Here is an 18,183-nt window from a genome sequence, read left to right as displayed (position 1 = left end):
GAGGAAGCGGTCATTCAGATGTACAAATCGGGCATGGGCACCCGGGACGTGGCCCGGTTTATTGAGAGTATGTTCGGCAGCCATTACTCGCCCACTACCGTCAGCAATATTACCGCAACGGTGCTGGAGGACATTCACCAGTGGCAGAAACGCCCACTTCAAAAGCGCTACTCCGTCATCTACCTGGACGGTCTCTACGTCAAACTCAAGCGTGGAACCGTCAGCGGTGAGGTCGTCTATTTTGCCATGGGCATTGACACGGAAGGCCACCGTCAAATCTTGGGCTTCTATGTGGGCGGCCAGGAAAGCGCCAATGGCTGGCGTGAAGTGCTCAAAGACCTCTATGACCGTGGAGCTCATGAGGTATTGCTAGGCGTGTTTGACGGTCTGCCTGGGCTGGATGCAGCGTTTAAAGAAGTCTACCCGAAGGCAGATGTGCAGCATTGCGTCGTTCATAAAGTCCGCTCCACGTTTCCGAAAATCCGGGTTCAACACCGGACCGAAGTCATTGAAGATCTGAAGACAGTGTACACCGCTGCCGATGAAGAGTTGGCCCGAGCGGCCTTTGACTCGGTAAAAGCGAAATGGGGCAAGCTGTACGCCAAAGAAATGCGGTCCTGGGAAGAGCAGCTCCCGACCTTGTTGACGTTCTACAAGTACCCAGCACTCATTAAAGAAGCCATCTACACTTCGAATCCGATAGAGCGAATGAACAAAGAGATTCGCAAGCGGTTAAAGCCGATGAACAGTCTGACGAATATGGATGCAGCAGAAAAGATCATCTACCTCGATGTCATTGACTACAATGAGCGATTTGCAGAACGTGTCATTCGCGGCTTTGGAGACAAAGATGTGAAGGTAAAGTTAAATGAGATGTTTGAAAAGCGGTATCCCGCACAGCCTGCTGAATAACTCTTGGTGGGGGAGGCCTCCCCCACCAAGAGAACCATCTCACCGATGTCCCAGAAGAATACTTTTACTCTTTTACACAAACTTCTTGACGCTACCCTGATTTCTCAGGAATAGATCGATTTGCGCCACTTAATTTCACCAAAATCAGCTTCTCACACCCAATTAGCCCGGATTAAGTTGCGATTATCGAACTAATTCGGCCCCAGGGCAGTTTAAGCGAGAATTAAGTTGCGATTATCGAACTAATGAACAGAGCGCTATCGCCGCAGGCTGTTTAACCCTCACTCTGCTCAGATAGCCCAAGCAGCCCAAACAACTAAACAGCTTTTAGGAAACATAACTAATTAAGTAGCTATGCCGCTCTTACAGTGTCATTCTTGTTCCGCATGTGGGTATAGACGAAGTATGCAATAAAGTCCCGCCTCTCTTACGAGACGGGGCTTGCAATGCACTTAAGCTTATAGCTTAACCTATTCCACCGTAGCCGCCACTTCATTCACCATTGCTTCCACGGACAGCAGGCCGCCGCCGGAGAGGTACCAGTAGTTCGGGTCAAGGTAGACGATTTTGCCGTTCTTGTAGGCATTGGTATTCTTCACGAGATCGTTCTCCACCATGTCCTTGGTAGCCGGCTCGCCGGTGCTGACCACCGCGCCGCGGTCAATGACGAACAGATAATCCGGGTTCTTCTCGGCGACGTATTCGAAGGATACGCTCTGGCCGTGCGTTGTAGCTTCAATGTTCTCGTCCGCCTGAGCGAAGCCGAACACGTCATGGATGATACCGAAGCGGGAGCCGGAGCCGTAGGCGCTGATGTTGCCGTCGTTGGCCAGGATGATCAGCGCTTTTTTGCCGGAGGCGGTTACCTTTTCGTTCAGGGCCTGAATCGAAGCATCAACGTTCTCCAGCTCGGCTGTGACTTCCGTTTCCTTGCCGAAGATCTGGCCGAGCTTCCCGGCATTTTCTTTGTAGGACTCCATGTAACGTTCGGTGTCTACGCCCATGTAGATGGTCGGACCGATCTTCGACAGCTCTTCATAGTAATCGGACTGTCTGCCCGAGATAATGATCAAATCCGGCTGGATGGCGCTGATCTGCTCCAGGTCCGGTTCCTTCAGGCCGCCGACATTGGCGTAGTCTGTACTTTCATATTTGCTGAGATACGGCGGGATGTTGGCCTGCGGCACACCTGCTACCGTTACGCCCAGCTTGTCGAGCGAGTCGAGCACGCCGAAGTCGAAGACGACGACCTTCTGCGGGTTCTCTGGCACCTTCGTTTCGCCCAGCTCGTGGGTGATCGTCAGCTCCTGCGGTTCAGCCGGAGCGACGGTTGCCGTTGCCGTAGCGGCCGGTGCTGCGCCCTCCGCTTGTGCACCATTGCCGCCATTGCCATTTGCTGCGTTGCTGTTCGCTCCGCAAGCTGAGAGGACAAGGCTCATGGCCAGTACCAGAGTCATGCCGAAAGTCTTGCCGGTAACCATCTTCTTCTTCATTGAATAGAACCCACCTTTTATTTAGTATAGTCGGCGAAATATACGCCCAGCCGATGTCCGCCGATAAGCTCCACCGGGATGTCCATGTCGTAAATCTCCCGCAGCACGGCGGTGTCGATCATCTCCTCCACTGTACCTTCCCGGATCACCCGGCCCTGCTTCAGGGCCACGATCCGGTCGGAGTAGCAGGAGGCGAAATTAATGTCATGCAGCACGATGACTACGGTCTTGCCAAGCTCATCCGCCAGTCTGCGCAGTACTTTCATAATCTGCACGGAATGCTTCATGTCCAGATTGTTGAGCGGCTCGTCCAGAAGCACATAATCGGTGTTCTGCGCCACCGTCATGGCGATGAAGGCCCGCTGGTTCTGGCCGCCGCTGAGCTGGTCCAGATACTTGTCCTGCAGCTCGCCCAGCTCCAGATAGGCAATAGCCTGGTCGATCATCTCCCGGTCGGCGGCCGTCAGCCGCCCCTTGGAGTAAGGGTAGCGGCCGAAGCTGACCAGCTCCCGCACCGTGAGACGGACGCCGATCTGGTTCGACTGCTTGAGGATGGAGATGGCCTGGGCCAGCTGCCCGCTGTCCCAGGCGCCCACCTCGCGCCCGTCGATCAGCACCTGGCCGGAATCCTTGGCGCTGAGGCGGCTGATGACGGAGAGCAGCGTGCTTTTGCCGGCGCCGTTCGGTCCGATGAAGCTGGTGACCTTGCCTTTATGGATGTCCAGCGACACGTTGTCGACGATGGGCTTGCCGCCGTAGCTCTTGGTTACATTTCTGACTTCGATCATATCTTGTTCTCCCTTAGCAGCAGGTACAGGAAATATAGTCCGCCGGCAAAATTGACAATGACGCTGATGGTGGTGGAGAAGGTGAAGATCCGTTCCACCAGCAGCTGGCCGAGGGCCAGCGCCGCGATACTGATCAGGATCGAGCCCCCGAGCAGCGCGCGGTGGCGGTACGTGGCCATGAGCTGGTAAGCGACGTTGACCACAAGCAGCCCCAGGAATGTAATCGGACCGACCAGCGCGGTCGACAGCGATACCAGCACGGCGGCGACCACCAGCAGACGCTTGACCGTCTTGTCATAGGCGATTCCAAGATTGACCGCATGGTCCCGCCCCAGCGACATGACATCCAGGATACCGAGATAACGCAGACCATAAAGCAGCACTGCGATCATCACGGCGAAGGCCAGCGGCAGGAGGCCGGTGTTCACATTGTTGAAGCTGGCGAACATCCGCCCCTGCACCACCAGAAATTCATTGGGGTCGATCAGCACCTGCATGAAGGTCGACATGCTGCCGAAAAAGGTGCCAAGCACCAGCCCCACCAGCAGCATCAGGTAGAGATGCCGGCCTTCTCCCTTAAACATCAGCCGGTACAGAATGCCGACGAACAACAGCATGCAGCCGGCCGACAGCAGAAAGTTCAGCTCCGGCTGGGTCACCAGGCGGCTCGTTGAGCCAAAGACAAAGACGATGAATGTCTGGAGCAGCATGTACAGCGAATCCAGGCCGATGATGCTCGGCGTCAGGATGCGGTTGTTCGTCACCGTCTGAAACACCAGCGTCGAGAACGCGATGGCTGCGCCAGTGATGGCGATGGCGGCGATTTTGTACACACGGCGGGGGAAGACGTAATCCCACTGCCCGATCATACCGGTGAACAGGAAGATCGCGATCAGCGCCAGACAGAGCAGCGACAAGAGACTGATTTTGACCGTGTTATTCATAGACCTTTCTCCTCAGAAGCAAGTACAGGAATATTCCGCTGCCAATGACGCCGACCGTCAGGCCGATCGGAATTTCATAGGGGTAGATGACGACCCGTCCCAGAATGTCGCAGCCGAGAATGAATACGGCGCCCAGGAGGGCTGTGTGGCCCAGGCTTTTCTTCAGATGATCGCCGCGCATCAGCGTGACGAGGTTCGGGATAATCAGCCCGAGAAAAGGAATGGTTCCCACCGTAATAATCACCACCACCGAGACCAGCGCGACGATAATCAGCCCGATGTTGACCACCTGCCGGTAATTCAGACCCAGATTTACTGCGAACTCTTCGCCCATGCCGGAGATTGTGAACTTGTCGGCAAAGATATAGGCAACAATAACCAGCGGAATGCTTATGTATAAGAGCTCGTAGCGCCCGCTCATGACCAGGGAGAAGTTGCCCTGCAGCCAGGAGGAGATGTTCTGGATCAGATCATATTTGTAGGCAAAAAAAGTGGTCACCGAGCTGATAATATTCCCGAACATCAGCCCCACCAGCGGAATGAAGACCGCGTCCCGCAGCTTGATCCGGTCCAGCAGCTTCATGAAGAGAAAGGTGCCCGCCAGGGCGAAGACGAAGGCGACCAGCATCTTGCCCATCGTAGGGGCGTTGCCGAACAGCAGCATGGCGACGAGAATGCCGAGCCTGGCCGAGTCGTCTGTACCGCCGGTGGTCGGCGAGACGAACTTGTTGCGGCTGAGCTGCTGCATGATCAGTCCGACGACGCTCATGCTGACGCCGGCGATAATCAGGCTGATGAGCCGGGGCAGGCGGCTGATCAGCAGCACCTGGCGCTGGCTCTGATCCAGCGAGAACAGATCGAGCGGGCTGAGATCCTTGACCCCGATGAACAGGGAGGTCACAGACAGGAGGAGCAGCACCGCAGCCAGAAACTTTTTGCTCAGAAAAAAAGAAACATCCTTCATTTCATTACCATGTCCTCTTTCTCATTGAGAATCATTATCATTATGTCTAGTATTACTATAACGGAAAAGACTTGCCGAAGGGGCTGGACAATACTTCAAATTCGATGGATTTTTCGGCATTATGGACAGCTTCAGCGGGAGAGCATCCGGCTGCTGGTATGCCAGACCGATTGATCGACCAGATTCTCGTAACACTCTGCATTATAATTGAGCACGCCGTGATAGGGGATGAAGAGACAGCGTTTCTTGCTGCCCCGCTGCCCGAGCCGCCGCCATTCCTGCTCCAGCCTGGCCAGCTCCAGATGCTCGAAGGCGGACGGAACCATAATCATAATATTCTCGCAGTCCATGTCGGCAATCTCCGGCAGCGAATAGAGGCCGGGGCCCTCCAGTGTATCCAGCAGCTTCGGACGCGTAAGCCCCAGCTCTCCGTAGAAGAGGTCGTTGATTTTGTTGTTGTTGCGGCCAAACACGACGAAATCCTCGGTCCGGGTTACGGCCAGCAGCACGGGTTCATCCCGCCAATACTGCCGCAGCTGCACACCGGCATTGGCGACCTTGCCGCTGTACATCGCAAGCCAGCGCTCCGCCACAGGCGTCAGCTCCAGCAGCCCTGCGATGTCCAGGAAGCGCTGCTTCCAGGGATATCCCTTCCAGCGGATGACGGTCGTCGGAGCGATCGCTTCCAGCTCCGCAAGAAGCTCTTTCTCGATCGGGCCGGTAAGGATCAGCTCCGGCCCGGCCTCGCGGAGACGGGTAAAGACCTCCTCCGGCTGCTCCAGGGCATTGCGTTCGAAGGTAAGCTGCGGCGAGAGGCCGAGCGGGGCGAGATCGCCCAGAAATACCGGCGTCAGCGTAACCACCTTGCGCCGGGCGGCGGCGCTGTATTCACTCGCACTAAGGCCAAGCTGCTTCTTGAACAGCCGGCTGAAATAATGCTCGTCGGGATAGCCGACGGCATGGGCGGTCTCCACGACGGATGAAGCACCGCCGGAGAGCAGCTGCATCGCCGCGCCCAGCCGCACGGCCGTTGTATACTGCAGGGGACTGAGACCGGTATGCAGCCGGAATGCCCGGTAGAAGCGGCTTGAACTGACCCCCGAGGCGCGGGCCAGCTCTTCGATATCAATGGTCCCGTGATACCGCTTCGCGATGTATTCTCGGGCATGCTCTACGTAATGAAGCAGATCGGCGGCCGCAGCCTTCGGCTTCTTCAGGGAAGCGACGAAGCCGGAGAGGATCATATACAGATGCGACTGCAGCCGGGAGTAATGGGCCAGATCATCCGCCGCCGCTTCGCGGGCGAAGTCCTGCAGCCAGTTCCGGGCCTGCGGCATCCGGAAGCTGCGGATGCGCTCGCCGCCCAGGTACTCGCGGTCCACGCCGCGCAGCGCTTCCCGTGCAGGTTCCGTTCCCTGTACGCCGAAGCGTACAACGAATGCTTTGGCGTTCTGTTCACCTTCGCTTTGCAGCATACAGGAGCAGTTCGGCGGGATCAGAAGGATTTCCCCGCCATTCACGGTATCGCTGCTCTGCGTGCCTTGTCCTTGCAATGTAGCCTTGAGGCGGTGCTGGTCCACCAGCAGAAAGGCCGCTTCATCCGCTGAGGAGGAAGTCCATTCCTTGTAGCCGCCCGAGGGAATTTCGAGCACATTGAAGCCGTTATATGTAAAGAACAGCTGCCGGGTATATTCGGCTAAGTGCACCATGTTCAGTTCTCCTTTGAAAATATACGATAATGATAATCATTATTAACTAAGGGGTGAGGGATTGCAAGGGAGCGGCTTAGGCAAGCCTTATGCCAAATACTTCCTGGACACACTGCCTTACAGGAGCCGGCCTGACACTAAGGTCAGAACGGTTCAGGAATCGGCTGCAGCGGCGGAAACTAATGCAGATTTCTGCGCTTGCTGTCGATCCGTGTTACAATGGACGTAAAGTTACAGGGCAGGGAGGAATGTTCGGATGAAGAAAGCGGTCGCCGGATTCCTGGCGGGAGCAGTGCTGATGGTGGGCACGCAAGCCATCGGCGCCTCTGGTACTCTGGTGGGGAAGACGATTGAAGCGGAATATACGGTGAAGGTATACGGCAAAAAGCTGGCCGATCCGGCCATTGTCATTAATGGTAAAAGTTACGCGCCCGTGCGGGCCATCGGGGAGCTGGCCGGCTACAAAGTAACCGTCTCCGGCAAAACAATCAGCCTGGACGAGAAAAGGGCCTCTGTCGCCAAGGAAGCGGACAAGCTCAGCCCGTCGCTGATCGGCCCGGTGCTGCCGGCGACAGCGCGCGACCCGGGGCTGTCGCCTGCCAAGAGCCGTATCGAAGCCATCGACACTAAAATCGACGCCGTGGTGGAGCAGATTCTGGCGGCCTCAAGCCGGCTCAAGGCAGAGCCGAATGATGCGGACCTGAAGCAGAGTCTGGAGTCGTATAAATCCGAGTATGCCGATTTATTGAGGGATAAAGAGCAGGTGCTGGAGCTGGAGAAGTAATGATTCACAGCTTCAGACAGCTTTTGGTGCAAGTACAATTCAGCCGCGAACACGCGCGAAGGCTGAGTCTGCTCCCGCAGAGACATCCTTCGCCTGTGTGACCTGCTGCAAAAGCGGCCCGGCCGCCTCTTTAGGGTAAACCTGAAGAGGCGGCCTTTTTTATAGTAGGAGTAGAACACTAAGTGAGGTATCAATCCCTTGTATGTTAAATTATATAACATATAAAATAAAATTTTAACGAAAAGGGTTGTAAAAACACTAAAAATTGATATACTAGACCTAATTTCCAATGAATCATTGAATTTTATGTTATTAAATATTACATTTGCTAGGGAGTTATTTTTTTAACTACATAAAAGAACAGCGTTCCGCAAATAAGAACAACTTAAAGGAGAGGAATAAATATGCCTGCTAATGAGAAGCCGAAGCTGGAGACCGGACACCGCATGCTCCTGCTGCTGGAATGCTTTACCGATCTGCGGCCCGAGTGGGGGGTAACCGAGCTGAGCGAGGAACTGGACTGCTACAAAAGCGTAATCCACCGGATGCTGACGACGCTGGAGGCAAGAGGGTACGTCACGCAGAACCCGGTAACCAAAAAGTATAGACTCGGCCTGAAACTGTTCGAGCTCGGAATGGTCGTCGCGAGGGGGATGAATCTTCGTACCTTGGCAAGACCCGTACTGGAGACGCTCGCCGAGCGGACCGGGGAAACCGTGCTGCTTACGATTGTGGACGGGCAATCCGGCGTATGCATTGAGAAGATGGAGAGCCATGAATCCATCAAATCGACCTCCCAGTTAGGCAAGAGGGTCCCGCTGTACGGGGGCGCGCCGACCAAGCTGCTGATGGCTTATCTGCCGGAGTACGAAAGGGAAGGCATCATCGCCGGAGGTCTGAATGCCTTCTCCCCCTTTACGGATACCGACCCGGACACACTGCGGGAGTCGCTGGCGAAGATTCGGGCGCAGGGATACAGCTGGACGTTTCAGGAAGTCGATATGGGCTCGGTGGGCATAGCCTTTCCTGTCAGGGATCATGAGGAGAAGGTCGTCGCCTCAATTGCGATTCTCGGTCCGGAGTTCCGGATGGAAGGAAAAATGGAGCGGTGCCACGAGGCTTGCGGCGAAGCTGCCCAAGCCATTTCCCGGGGCCTCGGCTCCCAATGGCGATATGAGGCGCGAACCGCCGGTATCTAGCGGCAATAATAGGGAAGAAGGAGGGAGGCAACATGGAGAAGGTAGACCGTAATTCCAGGTTGTTCTGGCGTGGCAGGGACAAGCCGTCGGAGGGCGCGGGCAGCGGAAGCGGGAGACTGCTAGGCAGACTGGACAAGCTCTCCGACACATCGACAGCGTACCTCTATCTGCTGCCGACATTAGTGCTGATTGTGCTTGTCGTTGTAGTCCCGATGTTGTACGCCCTGTTCATTTCGTTTACGAAGGTAGCATTCACGCAGGGGAATATGACTTATGAATTCGTCGGATTCGGCAATTACATCCAACTGCTGCGGGATGCCCGTTTTCCGCAGGTGATGACCAACACGATGTTCTTTACAGTGGTCAAGGTCATCCTTACACTCTCTATCGCATTCGGCATTTCGCTGACGATCTATTTCGGGGTTTGGGGTGCCGCATTCTTCAAGAGGCTCTTTCTGATTCCCTGGGCTCTCTCCAACGTAGTGAACTCCCTGATGTGGCAATGGATGTACAGCGGTGATTACGGCATATTCAACGAGCTGCTTCTGAGACTGGGTTTTATCGACCAATATCAAATGTGGCTGGTCAACGTACATACGGCCATGCCGGCCGTGCTGTTCGCCGATATTTGGAAAAGCGTCCCTTACGTAGCCCTGCTGTTGCTCGCCGCGATGCAATCCATCCCGAGAGAGCTTCATGAGGCGTCAAGAGTGGACGGCGGCGGATCGATTACCGCATTCTATCATATTATATTGCCTCATATTAAGCCCGTCATCACGGTACTGCTGGTTATCGAAACGATGTGGACGCTCCGCGTGTTCGACCTCATCTGGCTGCTAACCAAAGGCGGGCCTCAGGATGGCACGATGACGCTCAACGTCTTTGCTTACGAGCAGGCTTTCCGCAACTTCAATATCGGTTATGGAGCGGCGATCAGCTATTGCATTACCCTGTTGACCCTGGTGTTCACCTTGCTATATATGAAGACGCTCAAGGTCGAGAACTAAGACATTAGAGAGGAGCTTACGAGATGACGAAGGTGTGGGGGAAATCCAGACTGCATTGGGGTATGGCGGGTTTAGCGCTGGCGATGACGGTAACGGGATGCGGGGACAATAACGGCGGGAATACAGCGGCGGGTGCAGACGGGGCCGAAGGCAATGCCGCCGCAGGCGACAAGGGCGAAATTACGATCCTCTACGTCGGCGATCAGTTCTGGCAAGATCAGGCCAAGGAATTCGAGGAGGCCACTGGCATCAAGGTGAACTATGAAGTGGTCAACTTTACGGAGCAGCATGACAAGCTGGCGACGGCGTTTGCCGGGGGCAGCACCGAATACGACGTCGTGCATGTAAGAGACGATTTTGTCGCCGAGTTCGCGCCCAAAGGCTTCCTTACTCCGCTGGACGACATGATTACAGACGAGATGAGGGCCAATATTCCTGAGGATTATTTCACGCCGTTGATGAACGGCGGCCAAACCTACGGCTTTCCGCGTTATCTGTGGCCTTGGCAGCTGTACTATAACAAGGAGCTGTTTGCCAAAGCGGGCATCGCTGCGGCGCCGGCGACCTGGACCGAGTTTACGGAAGCTGCGACCAAGCTGAAAGAGGCCGGCATCACCCCATACGCAGAGCCCTGGGGTGAGAAATTCTCCTACACGCCGTTCATTGTCCACCTGAGAGCGGAGGGCGGCGAATTCTGGGATTACGAGAGCGACGTGCCGATCTTCAACAGTCCCGAGGGAGTAAGGGCGCTGCAGTTTATGGCGGACATGAATTTGCGGGATGGAATCGTCAGCCCCTCGTCCGTGCAGTATGACAGTACCGCTCCGATGGCTGATGCTTTTGCGCAGGGAAGCATTGCCATGATGATGAACGCTCCGCACACGTACCCGCTGGCGAACAATCCGGAAACGTCGAAAATCGTCGGCCAGGTTGGCGTGGCGATGATACCCGGCGCCGTCCTGAAGACATCCTCTTATGCGGAGACAGGCGGTTTGGCGATTCCTGCAGGTTCCAAGAACAAGGAGCAGGCGATGGAATACATCAAGTTCGTAACCTCAACAGAGCAGGAAAAAGCAATGGCGATTAACCTTGGCCGTGTGCCTGCCGATTCCGCCGCTCTTGCGGATGCCGAAGTGCTGGAGAAGAACCCGCATTTCGAGCCGCTCGCCGAGCAGATGCAGTATCCTTACGGCATGTTCAAGCATGAACAGGCGGCGGTCATCGCGGATGAAGTGTCCAGGCATATCTCTGCCGCCGTGGCGGGCAAGGAGACAGCGGAGGAGGCGCTCAGCGCCGCTGAAGCCAATGTGCTGAAGCTGCTCGGAAAATAAACGTTAGGGGGTATGCCGATGAACCGCAGCTATTCGTCCAAATGGACATCCCGGAGAATCGCCAAGGGGGTGCTCGTCCGGGGAATCTCTCTGGGCCTCATGTTATACGTGCTGTTTCCCTTTCTATGGCTGCTCCTGTCCAGCGTCAAAAGGCCGGTCGATTTGCTCTCCCGGCCGCCTGTGGTTCTTCCGGAGCAGTTCACCTTCAAGTATTATGGCAACTTGTTTTCAAACGGCACGTTTCTGGATGCACTCAGGAACAGTCTGGTTGTGGCCGGTTTTACGACTTTGCTGTCGCTGGTTCTGGGCATATTCGCCTCCTACGTCTTCGCCAGACTCAAGTTTCCGGGGAGGAAGACCGTATTTCTGACCATTCTCGGCTCACAGATGCTGCCGCAGATGGCGCTGCTGATCCCGATGTTCGTGCTGATGCGGGTAACGGGTCTGCTGTACAGCTACACAGGTCTGATCCTGGCATACATGACGTTCTCGCTTCCTTATGTAGTCTGGATGTATTACTCCTTTCTGCAATCACTGCCGCACGAAATTGAGGAGGCTTCCAGAATCGACGGCTGCACCCGGCTGCAATCCATCTTCCGGATAATGCTGCCGCTATCGGCCACGGGGCTTACGGCCACCGGCGTGTTTGTCTTCATCGGGGCGTGGAACGAATTTTTGCTGGCCTCCATCCTGACGGATTCGGGCACCCGGACGCTGCCGACGCGAATTTCGGAATTTATCGGCCAGGACCGCATCGCCTATGAGCTGATGTTCCCGGCGGGCGTCGTCTCCTGTATCCCCGTTCTGCTGCTTGTGCTTTATTTCCAGCGTTATATCGTGCAGGGACTGACGGAAGGCGGAGTCAAATAACAGCGGCGCACCGCTAAACTTACTACGAATCAGGAAAGGAACTGTGCAGATGAAGGAGCAAGCAGACATACTGATTACGAACTGCAGTCTGATGACCCCCGATTTTGAAATCGCGGAGGGCCAAACGGTCGTCATCCGGGATACCCGGATTGTGGATATCGGGCCGTCCGAGACGCTGAACGGAAAATATGAAGGCAAAGAAACGCTGCGCGGCAAAGGAAAGCTGTTGATGCCCGGCCTTGTCGACGCGCATACCCATACTTGCCAGCAGTTCCTGAGAGGGCGGACGCTCGGTGAATATCCGATGATCTGGTCGCGGATTCTGGTGCCCTTCGAGAGCAGCCTGCGCGAAGAGGATGTTTATCTCGGGGCTCAGGTGAGCTGCCTGGAAATGATGAAGTCGGGCACGACCACATTTGCCGAATCGGGCGGCGTCCACATGCACAAGGTGGCGGAGACGGTTATCGAATCCGGCCTGCGCGCAGCGATCACCTGCTCCACCATGGACATAGGACCGTTCATCCCGGATTCGATGAAAGCCGCCTCGCCGGAGGACGCAGCCGCGCGGATAGAGGAGTTGTACCGCTCCTATAACGGAGCGGGCGAGGGACGACTGCGCATCTGGTTTGCGCTGCGCCAGGTGATGACGAGCACCCCGGCGCTGATGTCGCTGATGGCCGATAAAGCCCGGGAGTACGGAGCCGGACTTCACGTTCATCTGGCCGAACACCGCGATGAAGTGAGCTATTGTCTCCAGCATTACCAGAAACGCCCGGCCGAAGTGTTCGACATGTTCGGGGCGCTCGGACCCAACATGCTGGCGGCGCATAACGTAGTGCTGTCGGAGGGCGAAATTGCTTTAATGAAGGAACGGGGTGTTAAGGTTGTCCACTGCCCGCGCAGCAATTTCGGCAGCCACGGCTTCCCGAAGACACCGACAATGATGCAGCAGGGGCTTTCGATCGGCATGGGCAGCGACGGCGCGGCCGGCTCCAGCCTCAGCCTGTTTGACGAGATGAGAGTGTTCCGTTCCGGACTCCATGCGTTCTGGGGACTGCCGATCTTTGATCCGGTCGTCATTCCTGCGGAAGAGCTGATCCGGATGGCGACAGCCGGCGGTGCAGCCGCGCTGCAGATCCCGGACGAGATCGGTACAATTGAGATCGGCAAAAAAGCTGACCTGATCCTGATTGACACCGATCAGCCGCATATCTGGCCGAACCACCGGATGATACCGACCATTGTGGAGGCGGTAAACGGCAGTGATGTCAAGGATTCCATTATCGACGGCGCCATTGTGATGAAGGACCGCCAAATTCTGACGATGGACGAGGAACGGATCCTGTATGAAAGCGGTAAGGCACTGCCTGAAGTGAGCGTCCGTGCCGGGATCTGATTCAAAGAAGGGGGGCGCTGTTATGAGTCAACGTAAAATGCTTCTGATTGACACTGATACTGCGGGCGATGACTGTACTGCACTGCTGTTAGCCGCCTGCTGGCCGGGCGTGGAGCTGAAGGCTGTTACGACCGTTGCCGGCAATGTGCCGCTTAGTCTTGGCACACGCAATGCGCTGACTACGCTGGAAATCGCGGAGCGTCCCGATGTGCCGGTGTACCCTGGAGCGGTCAAGCCGCTGATGCGTGAATTGTTCACGGCCGAGCATATTCACGGCTCGGACGGGATGGGCGGCTCGAACTTCCCCGAGCCGTCCCTGCAGCCGCAGGACGAACATGCCGCACAGGCCATTGTTCGCCTGATCAATGAGTATCCGGGTGAAATCGAGATGATCGCGCAGGCGCCGCTGACTAATCTGGCGCTTGCCTATTCGCTGGACCCCTCCATTGTCGGGAAGCTGAAGCGGCTGTGGGTAATGGGCGGAGCGAATAACTATATCGGCAACGACAGCCCGGCGGCAGAGTTTAACTTCTTCGTCGATCCGGAAGCGGCGAACATCGTTGTGCATGCCGGATTTAATCTGACGATGATGGGCTGGGATGTTTGCCATCGCAGCCCGGTGATGGCGGAGGAGCATTTCCGGGAGATCGAAGCCATGAACACGGCGTTCGCCAGCTTTTACATGAAGGTGCTGAGAACCGGCATGGAGCTGGGCCTGAAGCGTACCGGACAGCGCCGGCTGTCCCATCCCGATACGCTGACGGTAGCGATGGCGATCGACAACCGGATCATGTCTCGCTCGGGCCGCTATTATATTGACGTCGAGTACAAAAGCGAGCTGACCCGGGGCTACAGTCTGGTGGACATGAACGGGGTTCTGAAGAAGCCGCCAAACGCCGAGGTGTGTCTGGATGCAGACCGGGAGCTGTTCCGGGAGATGGTATTTACGCTCCTGCAGCAGCATTGATGGCGGGAATAAGGGGGAGGAACGCTTGACTGAGGCAGGTGGGGAAAGAGATGAACGGGATTTATACATCGTCATAGCCGGCGTAGTTGCCAAATGCCGGAAGCGCATAATCGGTGGAGAGACCTTTTATGTTAAACCTCCCTATGACGGCAGGTATCGGGCTGTGTTTCGCGATACCGGAAACGCAGCGGACGTGGAGCCATACGTATTTGAAACCAAGCAAGAAGCGCAGCGGGTCATTCTGGACCAGCTGTCCGACCCGTCGCCGCTGACATGGCGGGCGTTCGGGAGACCCAAGATTTATCTGGCCGGATTCCATGTATTCCGCCCGGATGCGGTGGAATATGGCCGCAGTTTAAGGGAGCTCTGCAATGAATACGGCTTTGAAGGGCTGGTGCCGCTGGACAAGGAGAACTACGATAATCTGGACCGGCGGGAGACGGGGACGATGATTTTTTACGCCAACGAAGGCCTGATCCGGGAGGCGGACATCGTTATGGCCGACCTGAATCCATTTCGCGGGGCTGAGCCTGACTCCGGCACCGTCTTCGAATGCGGATTTGGCTACGCGCTCGGAAAGCGGGTGTACGGGTATATCTCCGACGGGCGGTCCATGCGGGAACGGCTTGCCTCCGGCTTCGATCCGCTCACCGGCCTGTATTCGGACGGCATGCATGTCGAAGATTTCGACATGCCGCTCAATCTGATGCTGTCCGTATCGACTATAATTGTAACGGGAGGCTTAGAAGGGTGCCTTGTCCAGGCGAGGAAAGATTATTACGGCGGTTAAGCGGGACTTGGAAGGGCTTCCTGATCTTATCAAAAAGGGATGAGGAATAAATATAATCACATAGTTATTCACTGATTTGAAGGGATGCAGCTATTCTGGGCGCATCCCTTTTGTTGTTTACAAGACTTTCGTGTGCAGAAGTCCATCAAGTACGTTCTTCCGTGAGATACGTCTTGACCGGCGGAGCCGAATAGCTGAGGAACTGGCCCAATAGGCCCTGCGGCGTCGTATCGGTCAGCAGCATGGCCCGGTGCTTCTCCTGCATGAACCGTTCGCCGTACATCCGGTCGAACAAGGCGATCAGGGGATCGTAGTAATGATGCACATTAAGCACCCCGCAAGGCTTGCCATGCAGACCGAGCTGCGCCCAGGTAAAGATCTCGAAGAATTCCTCCATCGTCCCCGGTCCCCCCGGAAGCGCGATAAACCCGTCCGCCAGCTCCGACATCTTCAGCTTCCGTTCATGCATGGAGTCAACGGCAATCAGTTCGGTCAGCCCTCTGTGCTCGATTTCTTTGGTCTTCAGAAAATGGGGAATGACGCCAACAGCCTGTCCGCCCGCCTCCAGCACAGCATCCGCCACCGCGCCCATCAGCCCGACAGCCGCGCCGCCGTAAATCAGTGTGATGCCGCGCTGCGCCAGCTCCAGGCCAAGCGCCTGCGCGCTTTCTTTATACACGGGTGAGGCGCCCTCGCTTGATCCGCAAAATACCGCGATACTTTTCATGGTTTACTGCACTCCTTCGTATCCAAGGTTTTTCCGTTACTAATGTTAATGTAACACAGTTGCTTCTCAAACAAATAACGCCAGTGTTAAGAAAAAAAACAATCGTTTTAACCGGAAACTGCGTCTTAATATAGAGTGAAGCCAAAAGGATGAATCTGGAAGCTCTGAAGCGGACTGCGTTCGTTACATAGAAAGAGGGGGCGAGTATATGGCGGACCATGCTGCTGAAGGCGGCGGCCCGTACAGGGAGACGGCCGATGCAGAGGCCCAAGCCGGGCCGGCCAAGAAGGCTGCAGCCGCTGTGGAGGAAGAAGCCTTTTTCGAGCGGCTGTATAAGGAGCACCGTAGAATGTATGCGATCGCCTACAGCTATCTGCGCTCTGAAGCGGATGCGCTGGAGGCGGTGCAGGAGGCCACCTGCCGGGCGTGGATGAAGCGGAGCAAACTCCGGGACGAGCAAGCTTTTACAGCATGGGTGCTGCGGATTACAATCAATTGCTGTATGGATGAGCTGCGGCGCAAGAAACGGGAATATCCGGCAGAACGGCTGGAAGAAGCGGGACCGGAAGAAATGAAGAGCAGTGAGCGCATTGATTTGGAACGGGCGCTGGCGCGGATGAAACCTAAATACCGGCATGCGGTTACGCTGAAATATTATCATGACCTGACAGCGCCGGAAATCGCCAAGGTGTTGTCCAAGCCTGAGGGTACGGTCAAAACCTGGCTGCGCGAAGGGCTGCGGGAGCTGCGCGGAATGTTGTCCTATGAAGGGAGACGGCAGAAATGAACGGTAAAGAGGAACGTCTGTTGCAGCAGGATGCTTCTGAAATCAATCAACTCGCCGAAGCTCAGCCGGAAATGAAGATTTATGAGGCGATGCGGAAAGGAGTGAATCAGGGAAAAGTGCGCTACAGAAAACGGAGGTATCTACTAGGTATAACACTGTCCGTGGCGGCTGCCGCTGCCATCATGCTGTTTGCGCTGCCCTTCCTTCAGGAACGAATGGAATCACCGGCTGCAAACGCTTTTCAGGATGGCTATATGGAGGTCACCTTTGACAAGAACTGGAGCGACTCCGCCAAATTCAGCACAGCAAGCTTCAGTGATGTATCTCTGCAGAGCGCTGTGAAGAACGGCCTGATCCAGCCCGTCTACACCAGCATTGTGCAGAAGGGCTTCCGGGTAGAGATGATGGGCGGTGTGACGGACGGACGCCGGGTACTGCTGCTGTACAGCGTGAAGAACATGACGGAGCAAACGGTGAAGCATGCCAACTTTGCTTTGAATTATGGGGGGCATGCGGTATCGGACACGGGCGCTTCACTTGACATTACCGCCGAAGACAATAATATATTGCCCGGTCAGACGGCATACTTTGCTTATTCTTCCTATCTGTCACCCTCAGAAGATTACTCCAAGGATGCGAGATATGATCTGACCTTTACGGAAATATCACCGCAGGCGCTCACCGCAAGCAGCAATAAATACCGCACCAGCCTAAGCTTACCCTTCGAGCTTGACCCGTATTGGCTCAAGACAACGAAAGAAGTGTACGACCCGCAGCGGACGCTGACGGTTGCCGGGCAGAACATTCAGGTGTCGCAAGTACTCTATACCCCGCTGAACACCTATGTGGATGTGGAGTATGACGGCAGTAATGACTACAATATATTCCAGTTGATCGAGCCATCTTTGGTAGGAACAACGAAAGGTAACCGCAAAACCCTTAACTACCGGAGGAGCATCACCTCGCTTAACACCGATGTCTATACCGGAGAAGCGAAGGCAACAGTGGTCTTGGACCCTAGCCCCGTCGGAGAACTGGATGCAGCGAGGCTGCAGGTTGCTGGCATTGCCGCGGTTCCGAAGGATCAAATGCAGATTGTTGTCGATATCAACAAGCTTGAGGTGCTGGAAGCGCCGGACAGCCTGTTGACGGTTAGCACAAAGACGGAGGAAGGCCGGCTGAGCTTCGAGCACCGGAGAGAGCATGCTTTAATGGAGAATAGTTTTAGCATGCGGCTGAAGAACACGTATACCGACGCAGCGGGCAAAGAACACACGCAGGAGGGAGATACTGCTTCCTCCAGTCAATCTAATAGCGGCAATGATACAGTCTACGAGGAACTGACCTATAATTTTGGCCCCAATGCCGGAAGATATCCGCAGCCGCTCACCATCGAAATCGAGCGCTACTGGAATCCCGTGCTGGAGCAGGGCGGTGTGGATTTGTCGGCAGAGGAATAATACGGAAGGATTAGGAGCAGCACGCAGGATGCCTTTAATCATTAGGAGAATTGAA

Annotated in this window: 17 protein-coding genes; 11 read left to right on the top strand and 6 right to left on the bottom strand. The window is 55.6% G+C overall.

Annotated elements, in window-relative coordinates:
* Positions 1 to 912, top strand: a 912-nt coding sequence (locus tag F1379_RS23830; RefSeq protein ID WP_150274706.1) for an IS256 family transposase, incomplete at its 5' end; no start/stop codon positions are given.
* Between the two features lie 470 nt (positions 913 to 1,382).
* Here the strand turns inward: F1379_RS23830 and F1379_RS23825 are convergent.
* The 5 genes from F1379_RS23825 to F1379_RS23805 all read right to left on the bottom strand — a co-directional run bounded on the left by F1379_RS23825 (position 1,383) and on the right by F1379_RS23805 (position 6,810).
* Complete coding sequence (locus tag F1379_RS23825) at positions 1,383 to 2,405, bottom strand: siderophore ABC transporter substrate-binding protein (RefSeq protein ID WP_239004786.1); 1,023 nt, start codon at positions 2,403 to 2,405, stop codon at positions 1,383 to 1,385.
* A gap of 17 nt (positions 2,406 to 2,422) precedes the next feature.
* Positions 2,423 to 3,193: an iron ABC transporter ATP-binding protein gene (locus tag F1379_RS23820; RefSeq protein WP_150274704.1), complete on the bottom strand. Its 771-nt coding sequence runs from the start codon at positions 3,191 to 3,193 to the stop codon at positions 2,423 to 2,425.
* A complete protein-coding gene (locus tag F1379_RS23815; protein ID WP_150274702.1) occupies positions 3,190 to 4,137 on the bottom strand; it encodes an iron chelate uptake ABC transporter family permease subunit in 948 nt (315 codons plus the stop codon). Before F1379_RS23815 ends, F1379_RS23820 begins: the two co-directional genes overlap by 4 nt.
* Positions 4,130 to 5,101 (bottom strand): ABC transporter permease, encoded by a 972-nt coding sequence (locus F1379_RS23810; RefSeq protein WP_420850526.1) that lies wholly within the window; start codon positions 5,099 to 5,101, stop codon positions 4,130 to 4,132. Before F1379_RS23810 ends, F1379_RS23815 begins: the two co-directional genes overlap by 8 nt.
* A gap of 131 nt (positions 5,102 to 5,232) precedes the next feature.
* On the bottom strand, positions 5,233 to 6,810 hold the full coding sequence (locus F1379_RS23805; RefSeq protein WP_150274700.1) for an AraC family transcriptional regulator: 1,578 nt from the start codon (positions 6,808 to 6,810) through the stop codon (positions 5,233 to 5,235).
* 256 nt (positions 6,811 to 7,066) lie between these two features.
* On the opposite strand from F1379_RS23805, the gene F1379_RS23800 reads away from it, so the two are divergent.
* The 8 genes from F1379_RS23800 to F1379_RS23765 all read left to right on the top strand — a co-directional run bounded on the left by F1379_RS23800 (position 7,067) and on the right by F1379_RS23765 (position 15,154).
* Positions 7,067 to 7,594, top strand: a complete 528-nt coding sequence (locus F1379_RS23800) for a hypothetical protein (protein ID WP_150274698.1) — start codon at positions 7,067 to 7,069, stop codon at positions 7,592 to 7,594.
* Positions 7,595 to 7,998: 404 nt separating this feature from the next.
* A complete protein-coding gene (locus F1379_RS23795) occupies positions 7,999 to 8,793 on the top strand; it encodes an IclR family transcriptional regulator (RefSeq protein ID WP_150274696.1) in 795 nt (264 codons plus the stop codon).
* A gap of 32 nt (positions 8,794 to 8,825) precedes the next feature.
* Complete coding sequence (locus F1379_RS23790) at positions 8,826 to 9,800, top strand: carbohydrate ABC transporter permease (protein ID WP_150274694.1); 975 nt, start codon at positions 8,826 to 8,828, stop codon at positions 9,798 to 9,800.
* Between the two features lie 23 nt (positions 9,801 to 9,823).
* On the top strand, positions 9,824 to 11,131 hold the full coding sequence (locus tag F1379_RS23785; RefSeq protein WP_150274692.1) for an ABC transporter substrate-binding protein: 1,308 nt from the start codon (positions 9,824 to 9,826) through the stop codon (positions 11,129 to 11,131).
* Between the two features lie 18 nt (positions 11,132 to 11,149).
* Positions 11,150 to 12,001: a carbohydrate ABC transporter permease gene (locus tag F1379_RS23780; protein WP_162551270.1), complete on the top strand. Its 852-nt coding sequence runs from the start codon at positions 11,150 to 11,152 to the stop codon at positions 11,999 to 12,001.
* Between the two features lie 49 nt (positions 12,002 to 12,050).
* Positions 12,051 to 13,397 (top strand): amidohydrolase family protein, encoded by a 1,347-nt coding sequence (locus F1379_RS23775; protein WP_150274688.1) that lies wholly within the window; start codon positions 12,051 to 12,053, stop codon positions 13,395 to 13,397.
* Between the two features lie 22 nt (positions 13,398 to 13,419).
* The gene (locus F1379_RS23770; RefSeq protein WP_150274685.1) at positions 13,420 to 14,364 is read left to right on the top strand and encodes a nucleoside hydrolase; all 945 of its coding nucleotides are present in this window, start codon (positions 13,420 to 13,422) and stop codon (positions 14,362 to 14,364) included.
* Between the two features lie 25 nt (positions 14,365 to 14,389).
* Entirely contained in the window at positions 14,390 to 15,154 is a 765-nt protein-coding gene (locus F1379_RS23765; RefSeq protein ID WP_203457165.1) for a nucleoside 2-deoxyribosyltransferase, read from the top strand.
* Positions 15,155 to 15,299: 145 nt separating this feature from the next.
* On the opposite strand, the gene F1379_RS23760 is transcribed toward F1379_RS23765, so the two are convergent.
* Positions 15,300 to 15,881, bottom strand: coding sequence for an LOG family protein (locus F1379_RS23760; protein ID WP_150274681.1), 582 nt, complete (start codon positions 15,879 to 15,881; stop codon positions 15,300 to 15,302).
* A gap of 208 nt (positions 15,882 to 16,089) precedes the next feature.
* On the opposite strand from F1379_RS23760, the gene F1379_RS23755 reads away from it, so the two are divergent.
* On the top strand, positions 16,090 to 16,668 hold the full coding sequence (locus tag F1379_RS23755) for a sigma-70 family RNA polymerase sigma factor (protein ID WP_150274679.1): 579 nt from the start codon (positions 16,090 to 16,092) through the stop codon (positions 16,666 to 16,668).
* Positions 16,665 to 18,128, top strand: a complete 1,464-nt coding sequence (locus F1379_RS23750; protein ID WP_150274676.1) for a DUF4179 domain-containing protein — start codon at positions 16,665 to 16,667, stop codon at positions 18,126 to 18,128. Before F1379_RS23755 ends, F1379_RS23750 begins: the two co-directional genes overlap by 4 nt.
* Positions 18,129 to 18,183 lie beyond the last annotated feature (55 nt).

Source organism: Paenibacillus tepidiphilus, assembly GCF_008635795.1.
GTDB lineage: Bacteria > Bacillota > Bacilli > Paenibacillales > Paenibacillaceae > Paenibacillus_AQ > Paenibacillus_AQ tepidiphilus.
This window is presented reverse-complemented; position numbering and strand designations above follow the sequence as displayed.

What these genes read in the sequence shown, in the direction of transcription:
- F1379_RS23825 (WP_239004786.1), bottom strand. Translation starts at nt 2,405, where the DNA reads ATGAAGAAGAAGATGGTTACCGGCAAGACTTTCGGCATGACTCTGGTA.
- F1379_RS23820 (WP_150274704.1), bottom strand. Translation starts at nt 3,193, where the DNA reads ATGATCGAAGTCAGAAATGTAACCAAGAGCTACGGCGGCAAGCCCATC.
- F1379_RS23815 (WP_150274702.1), bottom strand. Translation starts at nt 4,137, where the DNA reads ATGAATAACACGGTCAAAATCAGTCTCTTGTCGCTGCTCTGTCTGGCG.
- F1379_RS23810 (WP_420850526.1), bottom strand. Translation starts at nt 5,101, where the DNA reads ATGAAGGATGTTTCTTTTTTTCTGAGCAAAAAGTTTCTGGCTGCGGTG.
- F1379_RS23805 (WP_150274700.1), bottom strand. Translation starts at nt 6,810, where the DNA reads ATGGTGCACTTAGCCGAATATACCCGGCAGCTGTTCTTTACATATAAC.
- F1379_RS23800 (WP_150274698.1), top strand. Translation starts at nt 7,067, where the DNA reads ATGAAGAAAGCGGTCGCCGGATTCCTGGCGGGAGCAGTGCTGATGGTG.
- F1379_RS23795 (WP_150274696.1), top strand. Translation starts at nt 7,999, where the DNA reads ATGCCTGCTAATGAGAAGCCGAAGCTGGAGACCGGACACCGCATGCTC.
- F1379_RS23790 (WP_150274694.1), top strand. Translation starts at nt 8,826, where the DNA reads ATGGAGAAGGTAGACCGTAATTCCAGGTTGTTCTGGCGTGGCAGGGAC.
- F1379_RS23785 (WP_150274692.1), top strand. Translation starts at nt 9,824, where the DNA reads ATGACGAAGGTGTGGGGGAAATCCAGACTGCATTGGGGTATGGCGGGT.
- F1379_RS23780 (WP_162551270.1), top strand. Translation starts at nt 11,150, where the DNA reads ATGAACCGCAGCTATTCGTCCAAATGGACATCCCGGAGAATCGCCAAG.
- F1379_RS23775 (WP_150274688.1), top strand. Translation starts at nt 12,051, where the DNA reads ATGAAGGAGCAAGCAGACATACTGATTACGAACTGCAGTCTGATGACC.
- F1379_RS23770 (WP_150274685.1), top strand. Translation starts at nt 13,420, where the DNA reads ATGAGTCAACGTAAAATGCTTCTGATTGACACTGATACTGCGGGCGAT.
- F1379_RS23760 (WP_150274681.1), bottom strand. Translation starts at nt 15,881, where the DNA reads ATGAAAAGTATCGCGGTATTTTGCGGATCAAGCGAGGGCGCCTCACCC.
- F1379_RS23755 (WP_150274679.1), top strand. Translation starts at nt 16,090, where the DNA reads ATGGCGGACCATGCTGCTGAAGGCGGCGGCCCGTACAGGGAGACGGCC.
- F1379_RS23750 (WP_150274676.1), top strand. Translation starts at nt 16,665, where the DNA reads ATGAACGGTAAAGAGGAACGTCTGTTGCAGCAGGATGCTTCTGAAATC.